At 68.1% G+C, this 26,968-nt stretch carries 18 protein-coding genes and 1 tRNA gene; 10 read left to right on the top strand and 9 right to left on the bottom strand.

The window, feature by feature from the left end; all coding sequences use genetic code 11:
* Positions 1 to 126: 126 nt before the first annotated feature.
* Both CACI_RS51925 and CACI_RS01180 read right to left on the bottom strand, forming a co-directional pair.
* Positions 127 to 1,002 (bottom strand): ATP-binding protein, encoded by an 876-nt coding sequence (locus tag CACI_RS51925; RefSeq protein WP_085953901.1) that lies wholly within the window; start codon positions 1,000 to 1,002, stop codon positions 127 to 129.
* A gap of 82 nt (positions 1,003 to 1,084) precedes the next feature.
* Positions 1,085 to 1,951 carry a glycerophosphodiester phosphodiesterase gene (locus CACI_RS01180; RefSeq protein WP_049871943.1) on the bottom strand — a complete coding sequence of 289 codons (867 nt, stop codon included), beginning with the start codon at positions 1,949 to 1,951 and terminating at the stop codon, positions 1,085 to 1,087.
* 419 nt (positions 1,952 to 2,370) lie between these two features.
* Here CACI_RS01180 and CACI_RS01175 point away from each other — a divergent pair, with 419 nt between their 5' ends.
* The 4 genes from CACI_RS01175 to CACI_RS01160 all read left to right on the top strand — a co-directional run bounded on the left by CACI_RS01175 (position 2,371) and on the right by CACI_RS01160 (position 3,988).
* Positions 2,371 to 2,691: a YbjQ family protein gene (locus CACI_RS01175; RefSeq protein WP_041540931.1), complete on the top strand. Its 321-nt coding sequence runs from the start codon at positions 2,371 to 2,373 to the stop codon at positions 2,689 to 2,691.
* 172 nt (positions 2,692 to 2,863) lie between these two features.
* The gene (locus CACI_RS01170; protein WP_012784483.1) at positions 2,864 to 3,175 is read left to right on the top strand and encodes a hypothetical protein; all 312 of its coding nucleotides are present in this window, start codon (positions 2,864 to 2,866) and stop codon (positions 3,173 to 3,175) included.
* Positions 3,176 to 3,191: 16 nt separating this feature from the next.
* Entirely contained in the window at positions 3,192 to 3,839 is a 648-nt protein-coding gene (locus tag CACI_RS01165) for a thymidine kinase (protein ID WP_012784482.1), read from the top strand.
* Positions 3,840 to 3,903: 64 nt separating this feature from the next.
* Positions 3,904 to 3,988: transfer RNA gene (locus CACI_RS01160), tRNA-Ser, on the top strand.
* A gap of 891 nt (positions 3,989 to 4,879) precedes the next feature.
* Here CACI_RS01160 and CACI_RS01155 read toward each other — a convergent pair.
* The 3 genes from CACI_RS01155 to CACI_RS01145 are packed head-to-tail and all read right to left on the bottom strand — an operon-like array spanning position 4,880 to position 7,478.
* Positions 4,880 to 5,503, bottom strand: a complete 624-nt coding sequence (locus CACI_RS01155; protein WP_143765114.1) for a hypothetical protein — start codon at positions 5,501 to 5,503, stop codon at positions 4,880 to 4,882.
* Positions 5,500 to 6,402: an alanyl-tRNA editing protein gene (locus CACI_RS01150; RefSeq protein WP_012784480.1), complete on the bottom strand. Its 903-nt coding sequence runs from the start codon at positions 6,400 to 6,402 to the stop codon at positions 5,500 to 5,502. Before CACI_RS01150 ends, CACI_RS01155 begins: the two co-directional genes overlap by 4 nt.
* Complete coding sequence (locus CACI_RS01145; protein WP_012784479.1) at positions 6,402 to 7,478, bottom strand: Fe(II)-2OG oxygenase family protein; 1,077 nt, start codon at positions 7,476 to 7,478, stop codon at positions 6,402 to 6,404. Before CACI_RS01145 ends, CACI_RS01150 begins: the two co-directional genes overlap by 1 nt.
* A 234-nt stretch (positions 7,479 to 7,712) precedes the next feature.
* Between CACI_RS01145 and CACI_RS01140 the strand changes: the two genes are divergently transcribed.
* Positions 7,713 to 9,218, top strand: a complete 1,506-nt coding sequence (locus tag CACI_RS01140; protein ID WP_012784478.1) for a helix-turn-helix domain-containing protein — start codon at positions 7,713 to 7,715, stop codon at positions 9,216 to 9,218.
* Complete coding sequence (locus CACI_RS01135; protein ID WP_012784477.1) at positions 9,215 to 12,112, top strand: tetratricopeptide repeat protein; 2,898 nt, start codon at positions 9,215 to 9,217, stop codon at positions 12,110 to 12,112. Before CACI_RS01140 ends, CACI_RS01135 begins: the two co-directional genes overlap by 4 nt.
* A gap of 66 nt (positions 12,113 to 12,178) precedes the next feature.
* On the opposite strand, the gene CACI_RS44880 is transcribed toward CACI_RS01135, so the two are convergent.
* The 4 genes from CACI_RS44880 to CACI_RS01115 all read right to left on the bottom strand — a co-directional run bounded on the left by CACI_RS44880 (position 12,179) and on the right by CACI_RS01115 (position 20,230).
* Positions 12,179 to 14,491, bottom strand: a complete 2,313-nt coding sequence (locus CACI_RS44880) for a helix-turn-helix domain-containing protein (RefSeq protein WP_012784476.1) — start codon at positions 14,489 to 14,491, stop codon at positions 12,179 to 12,181.
* 501 nt (positions 14,492 to 14,992) lie between these two features.
* On the bottom strand, positions 14,993 to 16,690 hold the full coding sequence (locus CACI_RS01125) for a tetratricopeptide repeat protein (protein WP_041539970.1): 1,698 nt from the start codon (positions 16,688 to 16,690) through the stop codon (positions 14,993 to 14,995).
* Between the two features lie 160 nt (positions 16,691 to 16,850).
* The gene (locus CACI_RS01120) at positions 16,851 to 17,888 is read right to left on the bottom strand and encodes a toll/interleukin-1 receptor domain-containing protein (protein WP_012784474.1); all 1,038 of its coding nucleotides are present in this window, start codon (positions 17,886 to 17,888) and stop codon (positions 16,851 to 16,853) included.
* Entirely contained in the window at positions 17,885 to 20,230 is a 2,346-nt protein-coding gene (locus CACI_RS01115; protein ID WP_041539969.1) for a helix-turn-helix domain-containing protein, read from the bottom strand. Before CACI_RS01115 ends, CACI_RS01120 begins: the two co-directional genes overlap by 4 nt.
* A 302-nt stretch (positions 20,231 to 20,532) precedes the next feature.
* On the opposite strand from CACI_RS01115, the gene CACI_RS01110 reads away from it, so the two are divergent.
* From CACI_RS01110 to CACI_RS01095, 4 genes are all read left to right on the top strand, one after another.
* On the top strand, positions 20,533 to 21,255 hold the full coding sequence (locus CACI_RS01110; RefSeq protein WP_041539968.1) for a hypothetical protein: 723 nt from the start codon (positions 20,533 to 20,535) through the stop codon (positions 21,253 to 21,255).
* A gap of 56 nt (positions 21,256 to 21,311) precedes the next feature.
* Positions 21,312 to 23,111: a hypothetical protein gene (locus CACI_RS01105; RefSeq protein ID WP_143765113.1), complete on the top strand. Its 1,800-nt coding sequence runs from the start codon at positions 21,312 to 21,314 to the stop codon at positions 23,109 to 23,111.
* A gap of 70 nt (positions 23,112 to 23,181) precedes the next feature.
* Positions 23,182 to 24,702, top strand: a complete 1,521-nt coding sequence (locus tag CACI_RS01100; RefSeq protein WP_012784470.1) for a hypothetical protein — start codon at positions 23,182 to 23,184, stop codon at positions 24,700 to 24,702.
* Positions 24,703 to 24,859: 157 nt separating this feature from the next.
* Positions 24,860 to 26,095 carry an IS256 family transposase gene (locus CACI_RS01095; RefSeq protein WP_049871942.1) on the top strand — a complete coding sequence of 412 codons (1,236 nt, stop codon included), beginning with the start codon at positions 24,860 to 24,862 and terminating at the stop codon, positions 26,093 to 26,095.
* Positions 26,096 to 26,968: the final 873 nt, after the last annotated feature.

Here is a 26,968-nt window from a genome sequence, read left to right as displayed (position 1 = left end):
AGCGCGCTGGAACTTTCACTGGCAGCACTAGCGATCAAAGCCTCGGCTGCGCCGCGCCGCCGCCGAGCGAGTCAGCCCTCGCATCGCGGCAGCGCGCCGCACGTCGTCTTCATCCTCACTTGTCGCTCAACCGGCAGCCGCGCATCCCACGCGCGCCTCGGGATATCGCGGCACCCAGGCGGTATCCGAACCCGCCGCGTCGCTGTCTGGGCCGCCGCGGGCTTCGCCGAGGCGGGAGCCGCCCAGGCGGGTGCCGCGGGTGCGGGGGCGGGTGGTGCCGGGGAGGTGGGCTGTGAGGGACAGGCGCATGCGGCGCCACCAGCGGCGGTCTTGGTCGTCGGGGGGTGGGGGCGCTGCGTGGCGGGCGTGGAGGCGGACTGCTGCCCAGACTGTTTTGGGGGCGCTGGGGTCCGGGTGAATAGCGCGGGATGTCGCCGCCGATGATGCCGCTGATGCCGTCGCTGATGTGGTGGCGGCGTGTAGATAGGGGCTCGTTGCTTCTGTTTCGGGGGCGTACCAGGGTTCGACGCCCCAGGCGTCGGCCAGGAGGCCCACGATGCCGAGTCCGCGGCCGTCCACGGCGGATTCGTCGATGTCGTCGAGGTCGGGTGCCACCAGGTCGGGGGCTTCTGCGGCTTTGAGTGGTGGTGCTTGGCCCGGTTGTTGGCGGCCGCCGTCGGTCACGGCTATGCGCAGGACCTTGTCGTCGGCCATCCACCAGGCGACTCGGATGGTGCCGCCGGCCAGCGGTAGGGCGTGCCGGAGGGCGTTGCTCACCAGTTCCGAGAGGATCAGGACCGCGTCGTCCGCGGCTGGGGGTGCCACGCGCATGCGCTGGAGTGCGTCGGCCAGCGCGTGGCGGGCCGTGCCGACGCTTTCGGGTGTGTACGGGAACTCGGTCCCGCCCGTGCCTCTGCTGTCCGCGGGCCGTGGCGCCGGGGCGCGTGTGACCGTCGTGGACAAACTCACTGATTTCCGGGGACTCTCCGGTTGCACCGACATGACGACCCCCACGGCTCCCTCCCTGCCGACGAGGAGCTACTCGCGGTAGATGCCCGGTTCGTCCTTGCGGAAAACGACAAAGTCAGGGTGAATCGGGGTTCAGCTCGACGACGCCGTGACGCGCCGCGGCCGCGGCCGCCGTGCCGTCGCGGCCCAGCCTGGCCAGCACGGCTTTGGGGCGGTTGGAGATGATCGCGTCCACGCCCAATTCGACACACAGGTCGATGTCCGAGGGCTGATCCACTGTCCAGACGTGCACGCGATTTCCCATGGAATGCACACGCTCCACGTATTCCGGATGGATTCGCAGAATATGGATTCCCGGTCCGGCGATACGCACCCCGCGCGGCAGTGAGCCGTCCCGCAATCGCAGCGGAACGCGGTCCAACAACAGCACCGTGTCCAACGACGGCGCGAGCCGACGGATCCGCCGCACCGACATCGCCGAGAACGACATGACCCGCACCGGCGAGGTCTCCCCCAGCCGCGGATGCGCCAGCCCGAACCGGTCCAGCAACGCCACGAGGTGCTCCTCGACCAGGCCGGCGTACCGGGTCGGGTGCTTGGTCTCGATCGCCATCTCCACCCGGTGCGGATGCTCCACCACCAGCTGCAGCAGCCGTTCCAGGGTCAGCACCCGGTGCGCGCCCTCACGCCGCAGGTCCGGGTACTCGGCGTACTCGTGCTCCTCGCCGGCCGCCGGCTGCTTCCAGGAGCCGAAGTCCAACTGCCGCAACTGCGCCAGCTCCAACGTGGAGACCACACCCCGGCCGTTGGAGGTGCGGTTCACCCGGCGATCATGCACGCACACCAGCTGCATGTCCGCCGTGAGTCGTACGTCGCACTCCAAGCCGTCCGCACCTTGCAATAGCGCGGCTTCGTACGCGGCCAGCGTGTGTTCCGGCACGTCATCGGACGCGCCGCGGTGGGCGATGACGGGGATCTCCAGGGCGGGCCGGCGGGGGAGCCCGGGGCCGGAGGCGCCGGTACGCAGCGCGGCGTGCTGCCGGACTGGCGAGACCGGCTCGGAGCGGCGCCGTTCGGACGGACGGGGCTCGGAGGGGCGCAAGGAGTGCACGCAACAAATCCTTCCAGACGAACCCGGCGCTGGGGCACCGGAGTGGTCCAGAAAGGGGCAGGTGTTCAAAACGCCTTCACCAGCCCTTCGAGCAGCGGACATACTGGCCCACCAGACAGGGGGTCCCTTGTCGTATCGTCGTAGCGACGGACTACCCGCCGATCACCCACACCTCAGGGGGACACATGAGCCAGCAGCCTTACGGACAGCCCGGTTACCAGCAGGGCCCGCCGCCGCAGCAGGGGCAGTACGCTCCGCCGCCGCAGCAGCAGGGGTTCCAGCAGAACTTCCTGTGCGTCACCACGAACGACATCCCGGGCTACCGCATCGACGCCGTCTACGGCGAGGTCTTCGGCCTCACCGTGCGCAGCCGCAACGCCTTCAGCCAGATGGGCGCCGGCCTGAAGTCGATGTTCGGCGGCGAGCTCAAGGGCATGACCAAGGCGCTGATGGACAGCCGCAACGACGTCATGCAGCGGATGATCCAGGAGGCCATCAACCGGGGCGGCAACGCCATCGTCGGCATGCGTTTCGACACCTCGGAGATGGGCGACGTCTGGACCGAGATCTGTGCCTACGGCACCGCGGTGACGATCAGCCGCCAGGGCTGAGCCGTCATCGGCGCCTCCTCGGGCGCGGTCCCCGGCCCGGGGTTCCGCGCCCGAGGCGTGTGTGCGACATCGCCGCGCATCGCCCTACATCGCGCCGCACCGCACGCCCTGTACCGATGCGTTCGCCCGACGCGCTTGCCCCACCCCGCACCGCCGTGGATATCGTGAGGCGATGATCCGACGCTCGCTCACCGCACTGGCCGCCGCCGCGGCCGCGGAGCTGTGCTGTGTCGCGGGCAGCTACCTGCACGCGATACGCCTGGTCGCGCACGTCGAGGGCGTCTCGGTCTGGACCGCGCTGAACTCGCGGCACAACGCCTCGCTGACCGCCTGGCGCGCCTCACTGACCGTCGGCGACCGGCTGCTGTTCGTCGCCGTGGCGCTCGTGGCGGCGGCCGCGGTGCTCGCGCGGCCGTATCTGAAGCCGACATTCGGGCGTATCCGTACGCGAATCACGAGCGTTCGCGGGCTGCCGCGCGCATAGGGGATAATCTGCGACCATGGCCGAGCTCGTCTTCTTCACCGGAACCATGGACAGCGGCAAGTCGACCCTCGCCTTGCAACTCGACCACAACCACAACGCCCGCGGCCGGGCCGGGCTCATCTTCACCCGCGACGACCGCGCCGGCAGCGCCACGATCTCCAGCCGGCTGGGCCTGAAGGCCGCCGCCGTGGAGGTCGGCCAGAACACCGATCTGCTCAACCACGTCGTGCAGTTGATGTCCGCCGGCGGCAAGGTGGACTACGTGGTCGCCGACGAGGCGCAGTTCTACACCGAGGACCACATCGAACAGCTGGCGCGCATGGTCGACGAGCTGAGCATCGACGTCTACGCCTTCGGCATCACCACCGACTTCCGCACCCGGCTGTTCCCAGGCAGCAAGCGCCTGATCGAACTCGCCGACCGCATCGAGGTCCTGCAGGTCCAGACACTGTGCTGGTGCGGCGCCCGCGCCACGCACAACGCCCGCACCCTCGGCGGCGAGATGGTCGTGGAAGGCGAGCAGGTCGTGGTCGGCGACACCGCCGTCGCCGACGAGATCGGCTACGAGGTCCTGTGCCGCCGCCACCACCGCCGCCGCCTGACCGCCGCCCGCTCCGGCGCAGCCGCACTGAGCCCGGACACGCTTCCGTTCGGCGCAGCCTGAGCACCACGACCCACGGCCCGATTGTGAGAGACTTTCTGCTCACGAGCGCCCTGCGCGCCCGTCAGGAGGATTTGCCTAGCGGCCGAAGGCGTTGGTCTTGAAAACCAAAGTGGCGCGAGCCACCGTGGGTTCGAATCCCACATCCTCCGCTGTCAGCAGGTTATGACCTGTGCTCTTACGTTACGTAAGAGCGGCTTTTGCAGCGCGGATTCGGGTGTGGGGTCGTCGGGAGGTGCAAGGGGACCGGCTCCCACATCCTCAAGCGCTACGGCACTGATCCCGGCCACCCAACACACCCCATAGAGGGCAACTGCCACGGGTAACAGGCGACCCGCAGCCATCTCCGGAACGGCCACTCCGCCCGGTCCTCTACGCGTCGGCACTGGCCTGAGGGCAACTTGCACCTGGACCCGCCGACGCCGCTCCGCCGTGGCGCTTCGAGGCGCAGCCTGCTACTACGGTGGAAAATCGATTCCTCGTCAGGCCCCGAACATAGAGATGTCGGCCGTCGACTCATCCACTATCGACCAGTGTCCGCCGCTCACCGCTCGATAGTCGATCTCTCTCGCCTGGCGTTGCCACCGCTCGAAGTCCACATCGTTTGCAACCTGTCGCCCGACGCGGGAACTCATCAGCACCATCGAAGACCCCTAACCGCGTCAGCGACAGATGTCCCGCCGTCGATCGCGCTGAAGGTGAAGTGGACATTCCCTGGGTCATCGGATAGGAGATGAACGGTACGGGGCCGATCCCTTGTACCTGCCACCGCAGCTTCTTGATGTTCAAGCTTCGGAAGTCAACGCTCGACGTTCCTCGGCGAACGCACGAGGCTAGGGGGCAGGCTGCTGTGCGCGAGTCCATGTCGTCGCATCAAACGCAATGCGGTCCCTCGCGTAGGTGTAGTCATCAGCCGCTGGCCAATGCTGAAGGGAAAGAAACAATCGCGTTTCCGGTTTGCAAACCGGAAGCACAGCTGGTCTCCCCTATACTGAATTCCCGTACCTCCGGCCCCATCCATCCCCTCGGGTAAACCGCAGTCCTCAGAGTCTTGACGACCCACCGAGCGCCGCAATCAGCTTTCCAGCCGCTTCATACCCGCTGTCCGACGCCTGTCGCAACCACATCATCGCGCCGTCGATATCGCACCGTATCCGCGCCTCCTGGCCAAGCTCGAACGCGGCGCGTGCATGCCCGGTGGCCGCCGCACAACGCCACCACGCCAACGCCGCGGACCGCCGTCGACAATTGTCCGCGCGGATCCCGACCTCGAACGCTGTGATTCCCGCACCAACGTCGACGAGTACCGACTCTGCATTCGGCGGCGACCAGAAGGGGGGCTCGTTGGGGTTCGCGTCAGCCGCGGCCGCAGAGACGCGAAGCACGGTCAAAGCCGTGGGCCAGCTCGCGAACGCATGCTTCCGGACCAGCGGATCCAGACCGGCCATGACGTCCTCGCGTTCCTGCAAGGCCCGCTCCAACCGATCCCGCCAGCCCACGACCGTCTCCCTCATCGCCGGCCGGTCGCCCCGATTCTGGGCCGACAGCAGAGTGGCGCACGTATCAGCAAGCAAATCCTCAAGCGGACGGAACGGATCCTCGTAGAACTGCTGCCACGTAGCCAAGCACACACGCGCACGCGCCACCGGCGGAAATACGATGTTCACGACGGCACAACCGTCGTAGCGACGGTGAGAAGCTTGGTATCCGGGTCGAAGGCGCACCGCACAGTCACAGAGCCCAGTTCGCCGGTGTTCTGCGGATGGGTTCCTCCGCAGGACGTGCGCGCGGTTCCCTCCTGAAGGACGCATTCCCACGTGCGACGGTCGTGCAGTGCCGACCCTTTTGTCAGAACGGTGATCTGTCCAGCCTGTCTTACCCACTCCGCTACGGATGTTTCGATAGCCGATTGCAGCGCCGACACACCGTCCGCGAACCCCTCGCTGACGAAGCCCGCCTTCCGCAACGACGTGCCCAACCGGTAGGTGTCCATGGCGCCGTCCTCGGCGATCCGGGACGACACGATCGCCACGCCGTCGAAGTCGGGACGTCCGAGACCGTCGGTTCTGATCGGCTTGCGCCACCGATCGGCAAGGTTCACATTCAGCGCGAGACCTGTCAGGTGGCACGCAGTGTGCGCGACGCTGAGCCGACGCCGCCGCCTCCGATCAACCAGCAGTTTCGCCGCCGTGCCGACGAGCCGGCCGGGCAGGTCCCCAGCCCTGTCGGCCACGAGATGGCAGACGAGCCAGGCGTACTCAGGATCGCCGCGCTTCGCAGTGATCTCCGCGTCCACGAGAAGCTCGCCTCCCGCCCGGGCGACCGCAGCGGTCACGCATCCGGTGACCGGCAGCTCGCCGACGTCGGTCAGCAACACCCCGGTGTCCCCCGGTTGGTCCGGCCATGTGGGGTCGACCGGATGAAACGGTGTCGCCTCCGTGAAGACGGCCCAGTGCGTCGCCTTCGGGTCCAGACCGAGGACACGCTGGATGTGAACGATCGTCGACGAGGCTTCGATCGCGCCCTCAGGAAATGTGACGACAGTAGAGCAGAACGAGTCGCTCATCAGCTGAACCTCGCAGAGACGACGCGGCCGAAGGAAGAACGCGCGTGCCGACTGCGCGATCCGTCGGCCACGATGAAGCTTCTGGAAAGGAACCGGTCAGCGCCGTCGAAACGCGGGGCGAAGATCGACCTGCCGTGGACGGCGCGCCGGTTGTCGATGAGGAGCATCTCACCGGGTGCGAGGCAGTGGCTGACGCGCTCGGCATAGTAGGCGCGGATCACAGTCTGTTGGAGTTCCTGCGCGGGCGCCGAGATCCCCCGCATCAGATCCTGGTCGAAGACGATGAACGGATCGTCGTCGGCACCGCTCAATATCGGGATCGGACCGCGCTCGAAGCCGAGCAGGAACGTACGCCCCTCCGCCAGGAAGGACTCGTCGACGGTGGTGGTCCACATGGGCTCGCGCAGCATGGCGATTTCCTGTGTCGTCAGCGTCGCGACCAGTTGCCGGGCCGAGAACAGGTAAGTCAGGGCTCGTGGATCGCCGCGAAGACAGGCCAGGCTGACGAAGTCCGGACGCAGCGGACTGAAGGCCTGCTCGGTGTGCAGTTCGAGCTCAACCGCCGAGCCGAGACTGGTCTGCGAGTGCGCGCTCATGGCGCTCGGGACCATGTCCTGGAAGGTGTGGCCGTGCCCCTCGGCCTCGTAGGCAATCATGCGCCCCACGCACTCATTGATGAGGGCCTGGTAGCGCGACATCGGCGTCGTCGCGGCGACGGCGTGCACGTTGGACGTCGGTGTCGGTGGCAGGGAGCGGACCTGCGGCAGGCCTTTTATCAGAAGGTGGCCCTCGTTCATGTCGCCCCAGGCGAACTCCTGCAACCGGGCAACGACCCGCGACGGCAGTTCGGCGGCGGCCAGCTGGGCCTGGGCACAGAAATCGTGAGCGGCATACAGCGCGTGCGCGGTCACGAGGTCGGCGACGCGCTCCAGCGTCGAGGCTTCGGAGGAGGTCAGGACTAGGATTGCGCTCACTTCGGGGTCGGATTCGAAGGCGGCCTCCGAAACGGCTTCGGTACGTGACTCTCCGCTGGTCTTCGGCGATTCATACACTTCATACGCAGACAGGTTCTTCATGTCTTCTCCCGATTTCGCGAAGCGGAGACGCACTGGCCGCTCCCCTCACCCGCCAGTGCGCCGTGCCGAGCCGTCGTCCGGCTCTCCTACCGCTTCAGCCAGTCCCCGTGGCCGGATATCGTGAGGCGAACCAGGATTCTCACTCGCTCCGATTCTCGCTTCGCGGAATGTTCCAGCGACCATCCGGCGACCGAGATTGGGTACCGGATTCCCAACTTCTGTACCGGAGGTCCCATGGCCGGCCTCGACCCGCAGGAGCGCCCCGCGGGCTCCGTACCGCGCGCGGACCAGATCGAGCGGATGATGCGGCGGATCACCGACGGCCATCTACGGTCGACCGGCAGGGAGCTGACCCAAGCCGCCGTCGCGCGGTACTTCGGGGTCAGCGCGGAGACGGTACGTTCATGGTTCAGCGGACGGCGCAATCCGGGTCCGGATCGGGTGCGGGACTTGGCCCGGTTTGCGGGAGTCAGTCCGATTGAGGCGTTCGTCGACGCGGGCTGGCTCGACGAGTCCGACGTCGATCCAGGTCGAAGTGGCGCCGGTGGCGGCGGTGACCAGATGTACGCGCCCGAAGCCGCGGTCCACGCGCTGCTTCATGACGAGACCATGCGGGCGCGGTATGCCGTTCGGTTGCTGGCACTGGAGTCACACGGAAGCTATCCACTCACCACCGACGTCGCGGCGCAGTTCCTGTTGATACCGGGCGCCGCTGTACCAGCGTTGGCTGACGTGGAGCGGCTGGCCGGGATGGCTCGCATCGTGCCGTCGCCGAGCGCCGCGATGCTGCGGCGCCACCCGGATTACTGTGCGGTGCGTTTGGAACTGGCCGCGTTCGTAGCCGAGCCGCTGCGCTGGTTCGGGCAGTACAGCTGGCAGGGTGACGCCGGTTCGCAGACATGGCGTCCTGCCGCCGACCGGTGGCCCGCGCAGATCCTCGTGCAGGACATCGTGAGCGGCCGGTCCACCGAAGCCGCGGCCGATGGCTGGAGCTGCCGGGATCAGCGTCCGCTGGTCCTGATCGGCGGCCGGTACAGCTCGAGTATGGCTGCCGCGATGCTTGCCGGGGCGCTCGGATGGCAGTTCGTGCTCGTGCACTCCGGCACGGTCATCGACCGGAGCGGGCAGGTGGTCGCCACGAGGCGGGACTGGCTCAGCGGTCCGGCCGAGGCGTGGCGGGAGGTGGCGGAGCACGTGGGCCGGTCGCATGCGGCGGGCAGGCCCTGGCCCGCGGTGCTCGCGGCACGTCCCCATTCGTTTCTCACGCCGGACGGCTCGCCGGACCACGGTGCGTTGGAGCAGCTACGCCGCACGCCGGCCAGGATCGTCTACGCGCGGCCGCATGAGGCTGTTCTGGACTGGTGGACGGAACGGCAAATCGGCTTGTCGTGCGAACGCGAGTACAAGTCGACCGCGTTGGCGTTGCGGAAGCAAATCGAAGCAGGGTTCGACCACATTGAGGAGGCCCTGCGTGCCCGGGCGGAGACTATCTCGGCCGAACGGGGCCGAGAGGATCTCACGATCCGGTGCCGTCGTCCCAGTGGTGCCTTGGATCCGCTGCGTCCTCAGATTCCCGACGGGCTTGTCGATGACCAGGTGCGGCTGGCTTGGCGGTCGTTGACGTGGCTCGGGCACACGTCTCGGCATGCGGCAGAGCTCCCCACCCGGACGCCTCGCTCTGGCCCGCTACGGCGTTTCAAGCGGCTGCTGGAGGCCGATCAGGAGGCGTCGCTCTCATGACAGCGCCGGTGCGGGACGGCGGCGAGAACGAAGCCGTATACGACGTCTTCTTCAGTTACTCGTGGAAGAACTTGGCCGAGGCGTTGATACTCGTCGCAGCCTTGGAGGCGCGACGTTTGCAGGTCTTCCGCGACGAGACCGGCATGCGGGACTTCGACGACATCGGCACGGAAGTGTTCGCCGCGCTCGCTGGATCTCGCAGTTTTGTGGCGCTCTATACGCCCCAGTTCCCGGAGAGCGCATACTGCCGGCTGGAACTCGCTCACGCGATGACCGCGGCGTATCGCCTCGACGGCGACGTGCGCCGAATCCTCCCCGTTGTCAGGGAGCTGCCCTACGAAGCCGTTCGGCCGCGGGCGCTGCAGGACAAGCGACTTCCCGCGCGTTCCACCGGCCCGGATGCACTCGCCGCGGTGGTCGCAGAGCGATTGGAGGAGATCGACGACAGGCCGTTCGGGATCGCCTCTGAGCCTGGGCCGCCGAATTGGTATCCGTTTCCGACCGTCGCGGAACCTGCCTTTCACGGCCGTGCGACAGAGCTGTGGGATCTGCACGACGCGTTGGCCGGACGGGATGACGCGGCACAGCCGGGGCAGCGGCTGGCGCGCATCGTGGGCATGGGTGGCCAGGGCAAGACGATGCTTGCCGAGCAGTACGCGCGATGGTTCGCAGCGGACCATCCTGGTGGGGTCTTCGTTCTGCGGGGATTCGGTAGTCACCGAAATGCGAACAGCTCACCTGCCTTGCTCAGGACAGCGCTCGAACAGCAGCTGGCACGGATCGCCGAGGAGTTGCCGGGGGTGCCGGCCGAGGTCGAAGGACGTTCGGCTGATCGCTCGGCGCGGTCGGTGATTCGGGACCACCTGGAGAGGGCCGACCAGGACTACCTTTGGATCGTCGACGATCTGCCGGATCATGTCGGGCCGATCGGTGTTCGCGAGTTCCTCGCTCCGACGGCTCGCGGGCGCACGCTTGTCACATCACGCCACGCGCATCGTGGATTCGTCGGCGAGACAGTCGAGCTGGGGCCACTCGGCGAGTCTGCGGCGGTGAGGATTTTGCTGGGAGGCGCCGGCGCGAGGGCTGATCGGGCGACGATCGCTTCGGCGCGTCGGCTTGCGGCCGATCTCGGTCACCACGCCATGGCGGTCGCGCTGGTCGCCCGAACACTGGACAATAACGGGACAGCTGAGCTCGACCAGGTTCGCACAGAACTGGCCGACCCCGATCGCGACGCACTCGAGTGGGCGGCGGCGCGGGAGCACGAGATCGCCACGGACCATCAAGGCAGTGTGGCGGCGGCGATGATGCGGTCGCTGGCGAGGCTTTCGTCGGCGGCATATGAGGTATTGCTGCTGGCAAGCATTCTTGCGGCCGCACCCGTTCCTGCGGCGATGTTCGACAGCGTACTCGGCGACAGTCGGCGGCTCGACAGCACACGTCCGGGGATGACGGTTGACGACGCGCTTCGAGAGTGCGCCGCACTGGCGTTGGCCACGGTGACGGTAGGCACGTTCGGGACCTTGTGGAGCGTGCATTCACTGGTGAGCCGTGCGGTGCGGTTCCGCGACCGGTTCGGCAGCGGCGACCGTGAGCAGCTGCGGGCCAGGTCCGTCGAGGCGCTCGGGGAGATTCTCGAGCGCGGGCGGGACGGCATCGTGGACTATTTGCCGCACGTGCGTGCCGTCGCCGGTGGCGCGACCGACGTGGCCCAGCAGAGCCTGCTGAACGAGGCGGGACGCGTCCAGGTCGGCCTCGGCGACGAGCGGGCCGCGCTGGCGATGTTCGAGCGGCTCTATCAGGCGTGCCGGGAGTCACTCGGCGAGGACGATTTCGCCACGCAGGCAGGGCTGGTGGGTCTCGGCGTCGCCTACGGCCTGCTAGGTCAGCACGAGCTCGCACTGGACTTCAAGACGCGTGCCTATGAGGTGCTCGCGCGCGTCGAGGGCGCGGATGAGGAAGCGACGCTGACCGCCCTGAACAACGTGGCTGTCACATTCGGCGAGCTCGGCGACTATGCGAAGGCCCGAGTACTCCACCGGCAGATCTATGCCACCCATCTCAAGCGCCGCGGGCCTTCGCACCCCGCGACGCTCGCTTCGTTGAACGCGTACGCGACGGCTCGCGAGCTTGATGGACACGAGAGTCTGGCGTTGCGTCTCAGGACGAGGGTCGTTGCGGCGAGTCGGCGGTATCTGAGGCCTGATGACCCGCAGCTCGCCGACGCGATCAGCTCGCTCGCCGTCAGCCATTATCGAGCGGGGAATTCGGCCGCCGCGCGCGCATTGTTCCAGGAGGCCTACGACGTGCGCAGAGCCATCTACGGACCTTCTCACCCCGACGCTCTCAGCGCTCTCGAGTTCGCCGCCGTTTGCGCGGACCCTGAGGCCCGGACTGCTGAACTCCGCGCCGTGTATCGCAAGCGTGTCACCCACGCCGATCCCGGCTCTCCTGCCGCCCGTCGCACCCTGCGGAACCTGATCATCAACCTGCGGAGCGTCCACGTATCCACCGCCAACCCTCCATCAGACTCCGTGAACCGTGTCTTCTCGGAGCCGGTTCAAGAACCTCCTGGTGATTGGACGGAGGTCGCGGTCCGACTCGACGACGAAACGACCGACGAGCGTGTCGAGGACTTCGAACTCGCTTCGTACCTGCACGGAGCACTGGTCGCGGAGTTCGGCACAGACCACCCCGAGACTCTCTTCGCCGAGACGTGTCTCGGCCACGCGACCGTCTGCCTGGGCCAGCTGGACAGTCAGATCGATGACGGTCTGAACGTGCTGCGCGACGCCGCCGAAGGCATGCGGGTCGTGCTCGGTTGCCCCGAAGCGGACCTGGCCGTGGTGGACCGACTCATCGACTGGGCAGAACGGCTGGCGTTCGACGACTGAACTCGTCATGCGAAACCGACCCGCGCAGATCCTCGTCTTTCGGTGCGTGGTGGAACGTCGCGGGCATCAGCGGTTCTCGTCCTCCTCAGCGGTGGTCGGGAACATGACAGTCGACGCGTGCAGCCGAGCGCGCACCACGTCCGCCGCCGGAGCGCCGAGCGCATCGAACAGCCTCAGGGCCTGAAGGTAGTGTGCGTTCGCCCAGTTCTGCCGGCCTGCGGACTCCGCCAGGGCGCCGAGGCCGGCGTGCGCTCGAGCCCGTTCATGATCGCTGCCGGACTCCGCGCAGGCTGCCAGCGCTGCTTCGAAGTACTCGGCGGCGCGTTTCGGGTCGATGATCGCTGTGTAGGTCTCGCCGAGGTCGTTCAGGGCCATGGCCAGGTCCATCGTCAGATCCAATTTGCGAAAGGCCTGCTCGGCCGCGTGCAAGTGCGCGAGGGCACTGTCGGTGTGGCCTAGAGCGGCTTCGGATGCGGCCATGTCGCGCATCACGATGGCCACATTGCGAGGGCTGTCGATCTGCGTGTAGAACTCGAGGACGCCCTCGTGCTCGGTCAGGGACTCGCCATGCCGTCCGGCCGTGTGGAAGAGCCAGGCCCTGTGGGCGCGTGCGGTGTTCTCGCCGAAGCGATCACGGGCGGCGCGGCACACGCTTTCGGCCTCGTTGAGGCAGCGGTGCGCGGCGTCGGTCTCGCCCCGTTCACCGAGGATGAGGCCGAGGTTGTTCAGAGTCACGCACTCGGCGTGCGGGTCTTGGAGCCGTCTTGTCGCCGCCAGCGCGATGCGCTGGATACGATCCCACTGCTCCCAGTGCTTGGTGAGGAAGAAGACCCCGCGCAGCGCGTAGGCGAGTTGCCAGCACTGTTCGTCGAAACCGTGCTCGTAGGCGGTTTCGCACAGCGCCGCGGCCGTGTCGAGATGCTTGGTCTGCCAGTCGAGGGCCTCGTAGTAGTCACTGAAGTCCGGGTCTGGCACAGCTCCGGCTGCCGCCACCGCGAGCGGGAAGCGGTGCCGATGCGGCGTGACCTGTGAGTCGGCCCTGTCACAGACGCGCAGATAGGCGTCGAGCAAGCGTCCGATTGCGGCCCGCAGCTGCTCGGCGCCGAGCGTCTGTCCGGCGGCGGATATCGCGTACTCGGCGACCAGATCGTGCAGGACGAAACGATCAGTGCCGCGCACTTCAAGCAGACTCGCCGCGTGCAGCCGTTCCAACGCGCCAGCCGCGCCGAGGAGCGGGAGGTCGGCGAGCATTGCGACGTCCCAAATGTCGAAGACGGTCAGCAGACGGGTGCCGAGCAGAGCAAGCACCTGCCGCAGCTCTCGGGGCAGCAAGGAGAACGAGGCATCGAACACCGCACGCACGCTGCGTTCCCCGTCGTCCAGCTGCCCGATGAAGTCCTCCGCGCGCGACAGCTCGGCGGCGAGCAGTTCCGGATCGAACGCGCCGCCGGGAGCGCAGCGTGCCGCCGCGATCCGCAACGCCAATGGGACGCCGGCACAGCGCGCGACGATACCGTCGACAGTGCTCTGCGAGACACGACCGCCGGCCGACACCATGCGGAACAGCGCGGCGGCATCAACCTCGGCAAGGGGCCGCAGGTCGAGATGCACGGCCTCGTCAAGGGCCACAAGGCGGTTCCGGCTCGTCACCAATACCCGGCAGCCAGGCGCCGATGGCAAGAGCAGTCGTACCTGATGTGCGTCAGCGGCGTTGTCTAGCACCAGCAGCAGCCGCGCGCCGGCGGTCTCCGCCTGGAACTGCGCCGAGCGCGCCGGCTCGGTGCTGTGGATGGTGGCGACCGGGACATCCAGCAAGGCGAGCAGAGCTCCCAGCGCCTCGAAGCTGCTCAGCGGCGCGTGTCCGGGAGTGAAGCCACGCAGATCGAGGAACAGACATCCGTCCGGAAAACGGCCGGCGAGGCGGTGCGCGCTGTGGATGGCGAGCGCTGTCTTGCCCACACCGGCCAGCGCGCTGATCACGCAGACGCTCGCGGCGCCGACCGCGTCGGGCCGTTCGACGAGCTCTGATCGCACCTGGTCAAACTCCGCGTTCCTACCAGTGAAGTGCACGGAGTCGGGCGGTATAGACGATCGCAACCGCGGGACCGCACCAGAAGGACCCCCACGCGTCGATAGTGAGTCGGCCGACGCCTGCTTTCGCACCGCGTCCCGAGCCAACCGCTGCAACTCGCCACCCGTGCTCAGCAGCAGGTCGATCGAGGCCGCGAGGTCGGGATCGGGACGACGGACGGCACTCTCCGCACGCGAGATCACGCTATGGTCCACATGTAGAGCCCGCGCCAGACGCCGCTGGCTCAGCCCCTGTTCGCTCCGCAAGGCTTTGAGACGTTGGGCGTACCTGTCCCATTCGGGCCGCATCTCCCCCCTCTCTGATCCCCACGCCATGGTGCCTTAGTGGTGGCGCACCGCTGTGCCACCACTGCACCAATATTCGCGCCGCACGTGTTTTGCGAGCGTATTTCGCGGGAGTCCTGGCGGCTCCGACCGCCGAATCCACGTGCGGTTTGATTTTCTGAAGAGCAGGAGTGGGCTATGTATGGTCCCCCGGACGATCCTCCCCTGGCGGAGTATGCCTCAGGCCCCATCGACGGCCAAGGTCAGTGCTGCGACCGGTAGAGCAGTCACACACCTCGGGTGCGCCCAGGAAGTCCTCGGCGGGTGAAGTCGTCGAGGACCCTCGGGGATCTGGTGTCCCGGCGTGCCGGACAGGAAATGATTGACGCCTGAAGTGCGCGCACAGCATCGCCACGACCACCAAGACGGCACCTGACGCCCGCGAGCAATGCGGCCCTCGTGCGGTCACGCTGAGCCGGCCGTCCGCGATCGCGGATACACCGGCTATCAAACGCTCGGCGCTGGTCAGCAATCCCGCTCAGGTCCCCGCATCCACCGCCACAGCGGCGAAGGAATCAGCGCGATCAGCGATCCGGCGACCTTGATCTGGGCGCGGAGATCGTTCGAGTACTCCATCGACTTGGCGCTCAGCGCGTCTTGTTCGCGGATCAATTTGGCCGCCTCGGTGTCCTCACCCACCGTCTTGTACATGACGGCCAGCTCGAACCCGCTCGCCAATGTGTACGGGTGCGCCGGGCCGAGAATCTCCTGCTGGTTCGCGTAGGCGTACCGGAACATCTTCAACGCCTTTCGATAGCACCTCATCTGGGCGTATGCCTGCCCCAGCAGGAATGTCGCCCGCAAATACGCGGGATCACGCGGCCCACCGACTGCGATCGCGTCTGCGCGCAAACCCACGAGCATGTCGCGTGCCTTCTCCTTGCGTCCCTGTGAGACCAGAGCGTGGCCGTAGCCCACCCCCGCGAATAGCGCGGACGGGCTACGCGGCCCGTCTTCCTCTCGGTTCTTCTGCCAGAGCTGCTTCATGTCCTGCTCCGCCCGTGCCCTGGCAGTGTCGTCTAGTCGCAGTTCCCTGATGTGTGGCACCAGTTTCGCCTCGGCCAGGATCTCTTGTGCCCGCACCATGTCGGCGTGGCGCAGCAGACCGGCTTCGCGGTAGATGGCCACCAGCTCCGACGCCACGCGGCGCGCCTCGATCTGATCCCCGATCAGCGCCAACACGTGCGCGTACTCGATGCGCGCGCCTCGGATCTGACCACCAACTGCATCGGCTGTCGTGAACTCCACGTCTCCGCTCGATCGTGCGTACTCCTCGATGAGCAACTTCAAAGCCTGCTTGGCCCTGCGCAGCTCACCCCGTCGGATCCGCGATCTCGCATACGCGACCGACTCCGCGGCGCGTCCTGTTGACTCCCCGGCGTCACGGTCGCCGGCCGACGCCGCCACGTGCTCCCAGTACGTTTCAGCTTCCTGAAACCGCAATGCGCCGTCCAACGCCTCGGCCAACAGCAGCCGACAACGGCGAAACTGGGGCTCGTCGCTTCCGGCACCTGACAGAGCGCGCTGCGCCAGGCCAGCTGCCTTGTCGAATTCGCGCGCTGCCTGAGCAGCACGCGCCGCATAAAACAGGTCCGAGGTGTTCTCCCCGCGGATGTCGAGCAGACGGTCCCGGTAGACCGCCGACGAAGCGGCCTCACCGCGCGCCTCATAATGCTCCGCGAGCCGTTCCAGCAAGATCGCAAGCCAGCGGGCATCCTCGCTCCGGTCGGCCTCGCCACACAGCCGAACTGCGTGTGTCACCAGGCCAGGCCGGTCGCCGAGCGAAGTGGCGGCATCCTGGAGCATCGGTGTGAGCGCGTCGGCGACCACGGTCCGGAGGTACTGCCGCCGTGGTCCCGGCGGGTTCTGCTCGCGCGCCAGTTCCCGGGCGACCGCGGAGATCGACCACCGGCCGTCGTCGTTGGCGGCCAGACCGGCCGCCTGCAGACCCCGTAAGGCGTCGCCCACTGCCGACGCGTCGATCGCGCCATTGGCGAGCGTCGCGACCGCCCGGACAAGGAGCCCCGCGGGAATGCCGGCCGCGGCGCAGACCGACGCGACCGCCAGCACAAGCGTCCGGGCTGTGTCCAACTCACCGATGCTCTCCCGGACCAGTACGCCGAAGAACCGGTCTATGTCGGCGACACCATCGAAGTCGGCCAAAACCTCGGCATGCGAGCGCAGCCCTTGACGATCCTGGAGTCGGCCCCCAGCCAGCACCAGGGCACCCGCGTGTCCGCCGAGGCGGTCGACAAGCTCGTCGCGGGCGGCCTCCTCCCGTTCACCGGCGGGTTTGCGGTACGACCCCAGCAGTTCCCGGGCATCATCCCCGGCTCAAGCCGCCGAGCACCATCGCGCGGATCGCCCCACCGAACGGGTCGCGCCGCCCGACGAAGACGGTCTGCACCCGATCGCCAGCCGGGATGATCATACGGTGCGGAGCCTGTTCGCCCAGTCCCGCGGGCAGGCCGTCGACAATCCACAAGCTGGGCTCCGCAGTAGCGGCGAGATGATCGCCGAGCACGCCGAACATCCGCTCCCGACTGAGCCCGGCGACATCGAGGCCCGCGATTGCGGCGCTCGAGCGGACTCGGTCAGCGTAGGCGGCAAGCACCTGGTCCGCGGTCCCCTCGACGCCGGACATGTCGATCCAATAGACACCGCCGCGGAAAGCCGCGCCGAACTGCCACGCATAGTCCGCCACCAGGCTGCTCTTGCCGACCCGCGCGGCTCCCGTGACCACCGCGACCGGCCCGAACGGCGTGTCCTGGGTGAGCGGCAGTGCGGCCTTGGTCAGTAGACTGTCCAGCTCCCACAACTCGCGGTACCGGCCCACGAAGCCCGGCGCGCCGGCGATCCGGAAGGCGAACCAGCGCGGCCGTCGGGTGAAGGCGATCGAGCTGAGCGGTCCTTCGAGCGTGTCCACCTTCTGCTTGATCAGCGCCGCCAGAGCCTTCCGCTCGTGGTCGCTGCCGGGGCGCACCGCGAACCGCGCGTCGCTGATGTAGGCGGGCTGGATATGATCCTCGGTCGCCTCGGGGTTGACGACGATGATCCGCCGCGTCGGGTCCTGCTCGTTCCGTCCCGCCAACAGAGCCGCGGTCAGCTCGAACTGGCACGCGGAGCGCAGCGGATACTCTCTGGAGTAGTAGGCGAGTAGCGCCCGGGAGGATCGCAGGCACCGTTCTATCTCCCGGGTGATGCCGTCGAAGTGCCTGATGTCGTCCTCGTCGATGAAGACGGTCAGCCCTTCCTTGACCAGCGCCTCCTTGAGCAGGTTCGCCTCGACCCGGTCGGGGCCGCCGAGGGAGAGGAAGATGTCGAACTCGCCCGGCGGGACGCCTGTTTTCTGAGGGCTCATCGCGTCTGTCCCGGAGCGCTCGGCGCACTGGGCGTGCCCGGCGTGCGGGTACGCGCTGCGGAGATCCCGGCACCGTCCAACGCGGCGAGTTCGGCGTGCACGGCGGCCGCGACATGGCCGGCACCCAATGTGTCGTAAAGTCGCAGCGCTCTGGTCAGCTGGTGCCGCGCGCGCGCCGGGCGGCCTCGGCGGACGGCGCACCGCCCCAGTCCAGCGTGCGCACGGGCCTGCTCGAAGACGCTGCCCGAGCGCCGGGCGGCGTTCAGCGCTGCATAGTGGTGGACGTCGGCCTGGAGGGTGTCGCCCTCGTGGACGGCGAGTTCGCCGAGGCCGTTGAGCGCCATCGTCAGATCCAGGCGCAGTCCCAACTCGGTGAACATCGCAACCGCGGTCTGGAGGTGGTCGCGGGCTTCGCCGTGCTTCCCCAGGGCGAGCTCGGTCGCGGCCATGTCGCGCATGATGATCGCCACATTTCGCGGCGTCCCGACGGCCTGCCGGAACTCCAGCGCGGCCGTCTGCCCGGCCAGGGCTTCCCGGTAGTCACCGGTGCAGTGCTGGATCCAGGCCAAGTGGGATTGCGCCGTGAACTCGCCGTGTCTGTCGCCGATGTCCCGGAACACCTCCACAGCGGCACCCAAGTGGGTCATGGCCGCCTCGAAGTCGTGCGTCTCGCCCAGCACGAAACCGAGGTTGGCCAAGGTCATGCCGGTGCCGATGCGGTTTCCCGCCCGGACCGCAGCGGGCAGCGCCGCCTCGTGCGTGGCACGCCACAACCGCCAGTGCCGGCCGAGGAAGAAGACTCCGCGCAGGGAGTAGGCCAGCTGCCACGACCGCTCGTCCCAGCCGTCGGTGGCGGCGAGCACGCACAGCGCGCTGAGGGTATCGAGATGATCAGTAAGCCAACTCCGCGCATGTTCGTCGTCTTCGAAGGTCTGCGGCGGTGATCCGGTCGCGGCGCCCTCAGTCGCTGAAAGACGGTGGCGGTAGGGGGTGAGCAGCCGGTCGGCCGCCTCGGCGGTGACCGCGTACGCGTCCAGCATCCGCCCCGTCGCCGCCCAAATCTCCGTCGCCGGGAGTTCCCGCCGGACGGCCGAAGCCGCGAACTCCGCTAGCAGGTCGTGGACTCGGAAGCGGCCGTGCCCACGAGGCTCCAGCAGGCTGGCTCCGACCAGTTCCTCCAGCCCGCGCTCGGCTTGTTCGGCGGGAATGTCGGCGAGCGCGGCGGCCGCCCAGCCGCTCAGCGGTTTCGCCGGATGCAGGCCGAGCAGCAAGAACAGCCGGCGCTGTGCGGAAGGAAGCAGGTCCAGTGAGGCGCCGAAGGCATCGGAGACAGCCCGCTCATTGTCGGCGAGATGGGTGAGCCGCGACCGGGGATGCGCCAACCGCGCCGCCAGGTCCGCCGGTGTCAGACCGCTGTCGGGACGACACCGGGCGGCCACGATCCGCAGCGCGAGCGGAACCCCGCCGCACGCTGCCAGAATGCCGTCGATCGAGGTCTGATCGCCGCCGCGATACTCGGCAACGGCGCAGAACAACTCAGCTGCCTGCTCCGGTGGCAGCACAGGCAGTACCACCCGGTGCGCGTCGTCGAGAGCAGTCAGCCGGTTGCGGCTGGTGACCAGGACCGAGCAACCGGCTGTCGGCGGCATCAGGCAGCTGATCTGCTGAGCGCACACGGCGTCATCGAGCAGGAGCAGCAGCCGCCGTCCGGCGATCTCCCGGTGATAGCGGACGACGCGCGCCTGCCGTCCCGCCGGGATCTGCTCATCGGGCACGCCCAGCATCGCCAGCACCAGGCCGAGCGCATCGAAGTCGGTCAACGGCGTCACCCCGGGGGCGAATCCCTGCAGGTCCAGGCACAGGCAGCCATCCGGGAAGCGGTCAGCGAGCAGGTGCGCGACGCATCGAGCCAGCGCGGTCTTGCCGATCCCCGGCATGCCACTGATGACGCAGATCCCCGCCGCGCGGGGATGGCCGAGCTGCCCGGTCAGCGTTTGGCACACGGCCTGGACCTCATCGGCCCGGCCGGTGAAGTGCACGGTGTTCGGGAACGGGACGAAGGGCCCGCGATCGGACGACTCGCCCGGTGACGCCGCGTCGGAGCTTCGGTGCTGTGAGGGGTCGGCCGCCGATCCCTCACGCAAGTTCTGGAACAGCCCGCCGGTGTCCAAAGCCTTGTCGAGCGCGTCGGCCAGCACCGGGTGTAGCGGCCGTTCGCCTCGTTCAAGGCGGGTGTAGTGCGAGCGGGAGACGTTGATCCGGTCGGCCAGGTTCGCCTGGCTGAGATGCCGCCTCTCGCGCCACGACTTCAGCTGCGCCGCTATTTCACGATTCGCATCCACGTCTCCCCCAACTGTTCCGGCGGATCCGCACATGTGCGCACCGCCGACCCTCTCGCCACTGGAACAGCGCCCTGCAAAGGTCGGTCCAACGGCTCTCCTCGGAGCCGCGCCGCGTGGTCCGACCAGCGGCCCGACGTGCGGAGAAGGAACGGGACGTGACCGGGCACCGACGTTCGCCAGCCCATGATGCCACCCAGAGAGATCAACTGCACACCCATAGTGGCCATCTGGCGCGGATCGGGCGCGACATCAGAGACGGGCGGGGACTGGAGGGCTATGCGGTCTTCGTCACGGGACTGACGATGACCGTGCTCGGCCTCACCGACGCGGTCAGCGCTCCCATCATGGGCGCCGCGCAGCTGCTCGCAATCTCGTTCCTGGTCTTCCACAGCATCACGCCGAACCGGCACCGGGCGGTGGACGTCCTGGCCGGCCGGGAGGCCTTCGCGCCGTTCCCATCACTGCTCCCTCATGCCCGGGATCTGCGGATCTATGGCCCGACTGCGATCAACGTCGTCGTGCATCTGGCAGAGATCCGGCGGCTGGTGCTGGCCCGCGGCGGCATGGTGCGGATCGTGGTGCAGAAGCCGGATCCGATCCAGCTGCGACACACCGCGGTACAACTGGACCAAGGCCTTGATCTTGACCAAACGCTGACCGCCGCGATCCGCAGCCTGGAACGCTGCGACGGCCTCCCCGGGTTCGGCTACCGCCTGCTGCCCTTCAACCCCGGGTTCAGCCTGGTCGTCGTCAACGCCGGCGACAAGGACGGGTACGTCATCGTCGAGCCGCATGGCTTCGGCGACCAGGCCATCAGCGACCGGATGCACCTGCGCATCACCCGGAGCGAATCGCCGCGATGGTTCGCCTACTGGGTCGATCGGTTCGACGCGATCTGGGCGGCGTCCTCGGACGGGGAGCACGCGAGTTCCGGCGCTAAGCCGGGCACCGACGGTGAAACCCGCTCCGAAGGGCGTCTTGGATCCCTCTCGCAGCCCGACGCCGAACAGGGCGTGGCCGGATGAACCAGGCTTCAGTGCACTCGGTATTGGATCAGCTGGCCCGGCTGGGACCGCTTCGCGTGGCATTCCTGAGCGGCGCGGGCGTCTCGGTGGAGATGCCGACCGGGCTACCGTCCGGAGCCGCGCTGACGCGCCGCGTCTGTGAGGCGTTCTTCCCCGAGCGCACGTTCGACACGCTGCTCGACTACCACGCGGCCGTCGGCTGGACCATCACGGAAGTCTGCGCCGCGCAACGGGCCAGGGCCGGGGGAATCGCCCCCAAGGGCCGCCTGCCCCGCCTGGAAACCGTGCTCGGCGTCGCGATGCGGGTGCTCGATCACGACGAACGCAGAGTCCTTCGGATCCTCGACGACGTACGTACAGCAGTCCCCAACCGGCAGCACGCCGCACTCGCCGCGCACCTGGCCGTCGGCGGCCGCCAGCTGACGCTGAACTTCGATGATTGCATTGAACAGCGGCTGATCACGCTCGAGGCGCCCCCCGACGCCGCGGACCGGCTGATTCACCTGCACAGCTCGTTCCGCGCCGACCCCGAGGGCCGCAGCCTGGGCCTCACCCTGGCCCGGATAGAGCCCGGCTTCCAGAAACCCGTTGAGCACTCCTTGACCTCGACGCTCGCGGCCGCCGCGGCGATCGTCGTCGTCGGCTACAGCGGCAGCGACTTCTTCGACGTCGACCAGACGGTCGCCGCACTGCCGTCGGGCTCGCTCAAGGGCACCCGCCTGTACTGGATCAACCACGGCTCGCACCCCCGCTGGCACGTCATCGACGCCGCCAACCCGGCCCTGCCGCCGGTGATCGCCGGTCTGGCGCGAGCCGGGGCTCGACCGACAGTGCTGTGCGGCCGGACCGGTGAGTTCCTCAGCTCCCTGCTCGACGCCTGGCGTCTGAACTCGGGTCCGGAGCCCGCGGTGTCCGCCGGCCCTCCGGCACCGCCACCGACCGTCCCGGTGTCCGAGAACGAACGCCGCGAAGCGGCGCTGGCGCTCTATCGGGAACTGGCGATCCCCCGCGCCGTCGCGGGGATCCTTGACTCCGGCAATCTCGCCGGTCTGCCGTCGGACGCCGTCTGGCTGGCCCGCTCGGAGCTCCTGTGGGAGCAGGGCCGCTGGAACGACCTCCTGCACCAGTGGCTGCGCCGAACACCGGAGGGGATCGACCCGCTCGTCCGGGCCGAACGCGTGGGCGCGTGTCTCTGGGTGCAGGGACGGCTGGTCCCCGCCTATCTGTGGCTCGTCGCGCACCGGCGCGCCGCGGCGGTGGACCCGGACGGTGCCCGACGGCTCGCGGAGACCGAAGGCCGCGTCGTCGAGCACATGGCCCGGACGCCGGAGCTGCGGCCGATCGCCCGGTGCCTGGCGCCGCAGGCGGTCGGCCGTATCCGGGCGCTGGGTGGTCTGGAGCAGCAAGCGGGCGTTCACGCGTTTCGCCGGCGCCAGGATCTGACGTCCAGTCTCGACGCGATCGGCGGCGGCGGCGTCAGGGAAGCCGGACACGCGGCGGCCTCACAGAACTGGTTCGCCGAGGCCGGCAGTCTCACCGCGGCGCTGAGTTACCGCCACCGGCAGCTCCGCGACGAGTTCCGCCCCGACCGACCCGACGAAGAACTGGCCGCCGACTACCGCGAGCTCGCCGACCGGTTCGACATCGTCGGATCGGCCGCCGGCCGGGTGCGGACCTGTCTGCTGCCGGGCGCCGAGCGGGTGTTCGGGGTCCGGGAGTTCGTCTCGGCGCTGTTCGACGGGCAATTCGGCTGGTGGCACCGGTGCCGGCTGCTCGGGCACTACCTGCCGAGCCGCGTCGGCCATATCGCCCGCAGCGCACTGACCATTCGGCAGGGGCGTGATCCAAGGCTCTGATGCCGGGGCCGAGCCCCGGGCCACCTCCGATCCATCCATGATCAGCCCCATCGAGAGGAACCGAGAAACCATGACCCACTTCCAGTCGGCAACGCCGCCGACCGCGTCAGGGTCGCACTCCACCCCGCCCACTCCGGGCTGGCTGAGTGTGGGTGCCGAGCGTGCCGACCCGCAGGACTGCTCGGAAGGCGGATGCGTCGGCGACTACAGCGCGCCGACGGACTTGTTCTGCCGCAAGCACGACCGGTTCCTGCCGTTGTCCTCGCGGCTGCCTAGCCGCCGCAAGACCATCGCAATCAATCTCAGTAGGCTGGTTGTTCTGGGCGGGTTCGAATACAGCGCGCAGTACGCCACCAACGTTCCTCTTGTCGTGCTCGGCGCCGTGCTCGGCGGGCTGCTGCTCGTCCTACCGCTTCGGCGCTTCCCGCACACGTACGCGGCCGCCGTGCGGGCGTGGGCGGTCGGAGGCCTCGTCTGCGGACTGGCCGCGATCCCCGACGTGACGCTGCACCGAGTTCTGGGTACAGCCGTGCTGGTGATCGTGCTCGGCGGGGCGACCTTGTACCTCGGCCGGCTGGCGTCGCTGATCGGAGTCGGGGATCCGCGGATACCCGACCAGATCGCGCCCCGTCGTGCGGCCAGGCAACATGCTGGACGGCAGGCTGCACTCGGCACCCCGGGCCGGGTCGCCGGTCTGGTGGTCGGTCCGGCCGTCGCCTCCCCGGCTGCGATCCTGACGCTGTTGGCGCTGGGTCAAGGACCGGCGCAGTGGCTGTTCCGGGCGCCGTCGGCGATCCAGGTGTTCCTGGTGACGACCGCGATCGGCGGCCCGGTGGCGACGCTGTTCATCGCCGCCGTCGCCGGCTTCCTGGAAGGTGCCCCGAAGGTCGACAGACAGGTCGCACCGAAGTTCCCCGAGCCTTTCGCGCCGCCGCGCTTCGTGCTGGACACCGTTCCGGACGGCAGCTTGGGCCGCGTGGCGTCCCGGACGGTAGAGATCACCGTGAACGCGGTCCGCCGCGCCGCACACGTCTTGGCCACGAGCACGGTGCGCACCGCGAACTGGATGCACAGGCACGCAGTCATCATCGGCCGGAAGGTGGCCGCCACCGCGCAGTGCGCCCTCGGCATCCTGCGGAACGCGGCGGTCATTGCCGGGTACGCGGCGATGTGCGCCGTGCGGATCGTGGTGCTGCCCGCCGTGGGAATCGGCGCTGCCTATGCTCTGCTCGTGCCCAGCGGTTCGGCGCTGACCCGATACCTGTTGTCCGGTGGTTTCGCCGACCTCGGCCTCGGCATCGCCGGCGCCATCGCGCTCGCGGCCTCGGTGATGCTCGTGTGGATGCTCCTCAGTGGGCTGTCTCGAGACCGCGTGCTCGACTCGGCGACCCACAACGTCGAGGACCTCTGGGCGCGGGTGATGGTGCTGATCGCAACCGGCGGCCTCGCTCTGGGGACATTGGGCAGCCTGGGGTACGGCAAGATCCACATCGGCTTCGTGACCCTTTCCGTGGACGCAGTCGTCGCGTTCACCGTCCTGAAGGGCTATGCGCGCACCTCCATACCCTGGCGGAGGAATGTCACGAAATAGCGATTGCCGGAGCGTTACCCGAAACACCCCGAACGGTCTCGGTTACGTCCTGGGATGTGGTGTATCGGTTAGCTCTGATGGGCGTATCGCCGATAGCTGAGGCGGTCATCGGGTGATCCTTCGAGATGGATTGATGATCTTGAAGGAAGAGGACCCGATGACCGCTTTGACCAGTGTGCCTGCCGGTGACGACTTCGAGCGGCAACTCGCCGCGGCCGAGCCGGACGTGTTGCGGGCGATGGTGAAGTCGTTCGCTGAGGCGTTGATGTCAGCCGAGGCCGACGCAGCCTGTGGCGCGCCCTATGGCCAGGTCAGCGCCGATCGCACCAACTCCCGCAACGGCTACCGCACCCGGGCGTGGGATACCCGGGTGGGCAGCATCGAGCTGGCAGTGCCCAAGCTGCGGACCGGCTCATACTTCCCGGAGTGGCTGTTGGAGCGGCGTCGCCGGGCCGAGCAGGCGCTGATGTCGGTGGTCGCCACGGCGTATCTGCTGGGCGTCTCCACGCGGCGGGTGGAGCGGCTGGCCGCCGAACTCGGGGTGACGCAGCTGTCCAAGTCACAGGTGTCGGCGATGGCCAAGCACTTGGATGAGCAGGTCGCCGCCTTCCGTAACCGTCCGCTGGACGCAGGGCCGTATCCGGTGCTGTGGATCGACGCCCTGACCCAGAAGGTGCGGGAGAACGGCCGGGTGGTCAACGTGCACGCCCTGGTCGCGGTCGGGGTCAACGGCGACGGCGGCCGGGAGATCCTGGGCATCGACGTGGCCTCGGCCGAGGACGGCGCCGGCTGGCTGGCGTTCCTGCGCTCGCTGACCGCCCGCGGCCTTGCCGGGGTGCAGTTGGTCATCTCCGACGCGCACCGCGGCCTGGTGGAGTCCATCGGCGCCGCGATCGGCGGTGCCACCTGGCAGCGCTGCCGCACGCACTACGCCAGGAATTTGATGAACCAGGTCCCCAAGACCGCCCAGCCCTGGGTGGCCACGCTGCTGCGCACCATCTTCGAGCAACCCGACGCCGAGGCCGTGCACGCCCAAGCCGGCCAGGTCATCGCCGCATTGGAGGCGAAGTTTCCCAAGGCCGCCGCACACCTGGACGAGGCCCGGGCCGACCTGCTGGCCTTCACCGCCTTCCCCCACGAGATCTGGCGGCAGATCTGGTCCAACAACCCGCAGGAACGACTGAACAAGGAGATCCGCCGCCGCACCGACGTCGTCGGCATCTTCCCCGACCGCGCCTCGGTGATCCGGCTAGTGGGCGCCGTGCTGGCCGAGCAGAACGACGAATGGGCCGAGGGCCGCCGCTACATGGGACTGGAAATCCTGGCTAAGATCCAGCGCACAGGCCAAGGCCCCGCCCCGGACACAGCACCAGCGGCCGCCCTGATCGCCTAACAACAAACAGGATCACCCGCTGGCCACCCCATACACCACCAGCGCGGACGTGACCACGGTCTCGAGCGACTTCTTTGCGAGATAACCCTCCTCGCATTCAATCATTGCCAAAGTCTGACCCACTCAGCTGCGGGGCCGGTCACAGGCAGGTAGTCCGTCTGCGCACAGCGGCTGGCCGTGTGCCCGCGTGCCCTTCGCGGACACACGGCCAATGCCGAGGAGATCACCCCCAGGCCTTCGTGCTGGCCTGACGCAGTGCCTTTACCTCAGCGGCACCGCGGATCAGGCCGGTCCGGCTCACAGCGGAGTCCATGACCCGAGCCGCGACGGACGTCTCCCGACGCCAAGGAGGCGGAGCCTCACACAGTTCCGTTGTGCCGTACCCGGAAGATCTACCGAGAGCTCGGGTAGGTTTAACCGAATGCGAAGTGTGAACTGGTTTCAGAGACCCTGTTCCAGCTCCTGACCGATGCCATCCTGTCGATCCAGTCCACGGGCGTCTGCACGAACAACACCAGCACTGTTTGCGAAGTACCGGGCGCCGGCAGGATAAGGCAAGCGCGGACCTGAGAGAAGCCGGAGGCGCTCTCAAAGCCACCGGTTTCCGTCACAACATGACCAAGAGCCTGTCTGGGATGTCGAAGGCCGTGGTGGAGGAGTTCAATGACCAAGTTCCTCGCATCCTAGATGCAGACGGCCATCCGGCATCGGCTGCAAGTCCGCGACCTCATCCTCGGCGACATGCCTAGTGCCGAAACATAAGAGCCTTTACGGAACCATCGCGGCGGGTAAACCAACCTGGCCACCGCTGGCGCGAGCTAGATCAACCGTGCTGCATTTTGCAGCACCGCTGGTCGCGAAGCGGCTCCGAAG

It is taken from the genome of Catenulispora acidiphila DSM 44928 (assembly GCF_000024025.1).
GTDB classification, from domain to species: Bacteria; Actinomycetota; Actinomycetes; order Streptomycetales; family Catenulisporaceae; genus Catenulispora; species Catenulispora acidiphila.
Note: the sequence above shows the minus strand (reverse complement) of the source record. Positions and strands in the feature narration are given on the sequence as shown.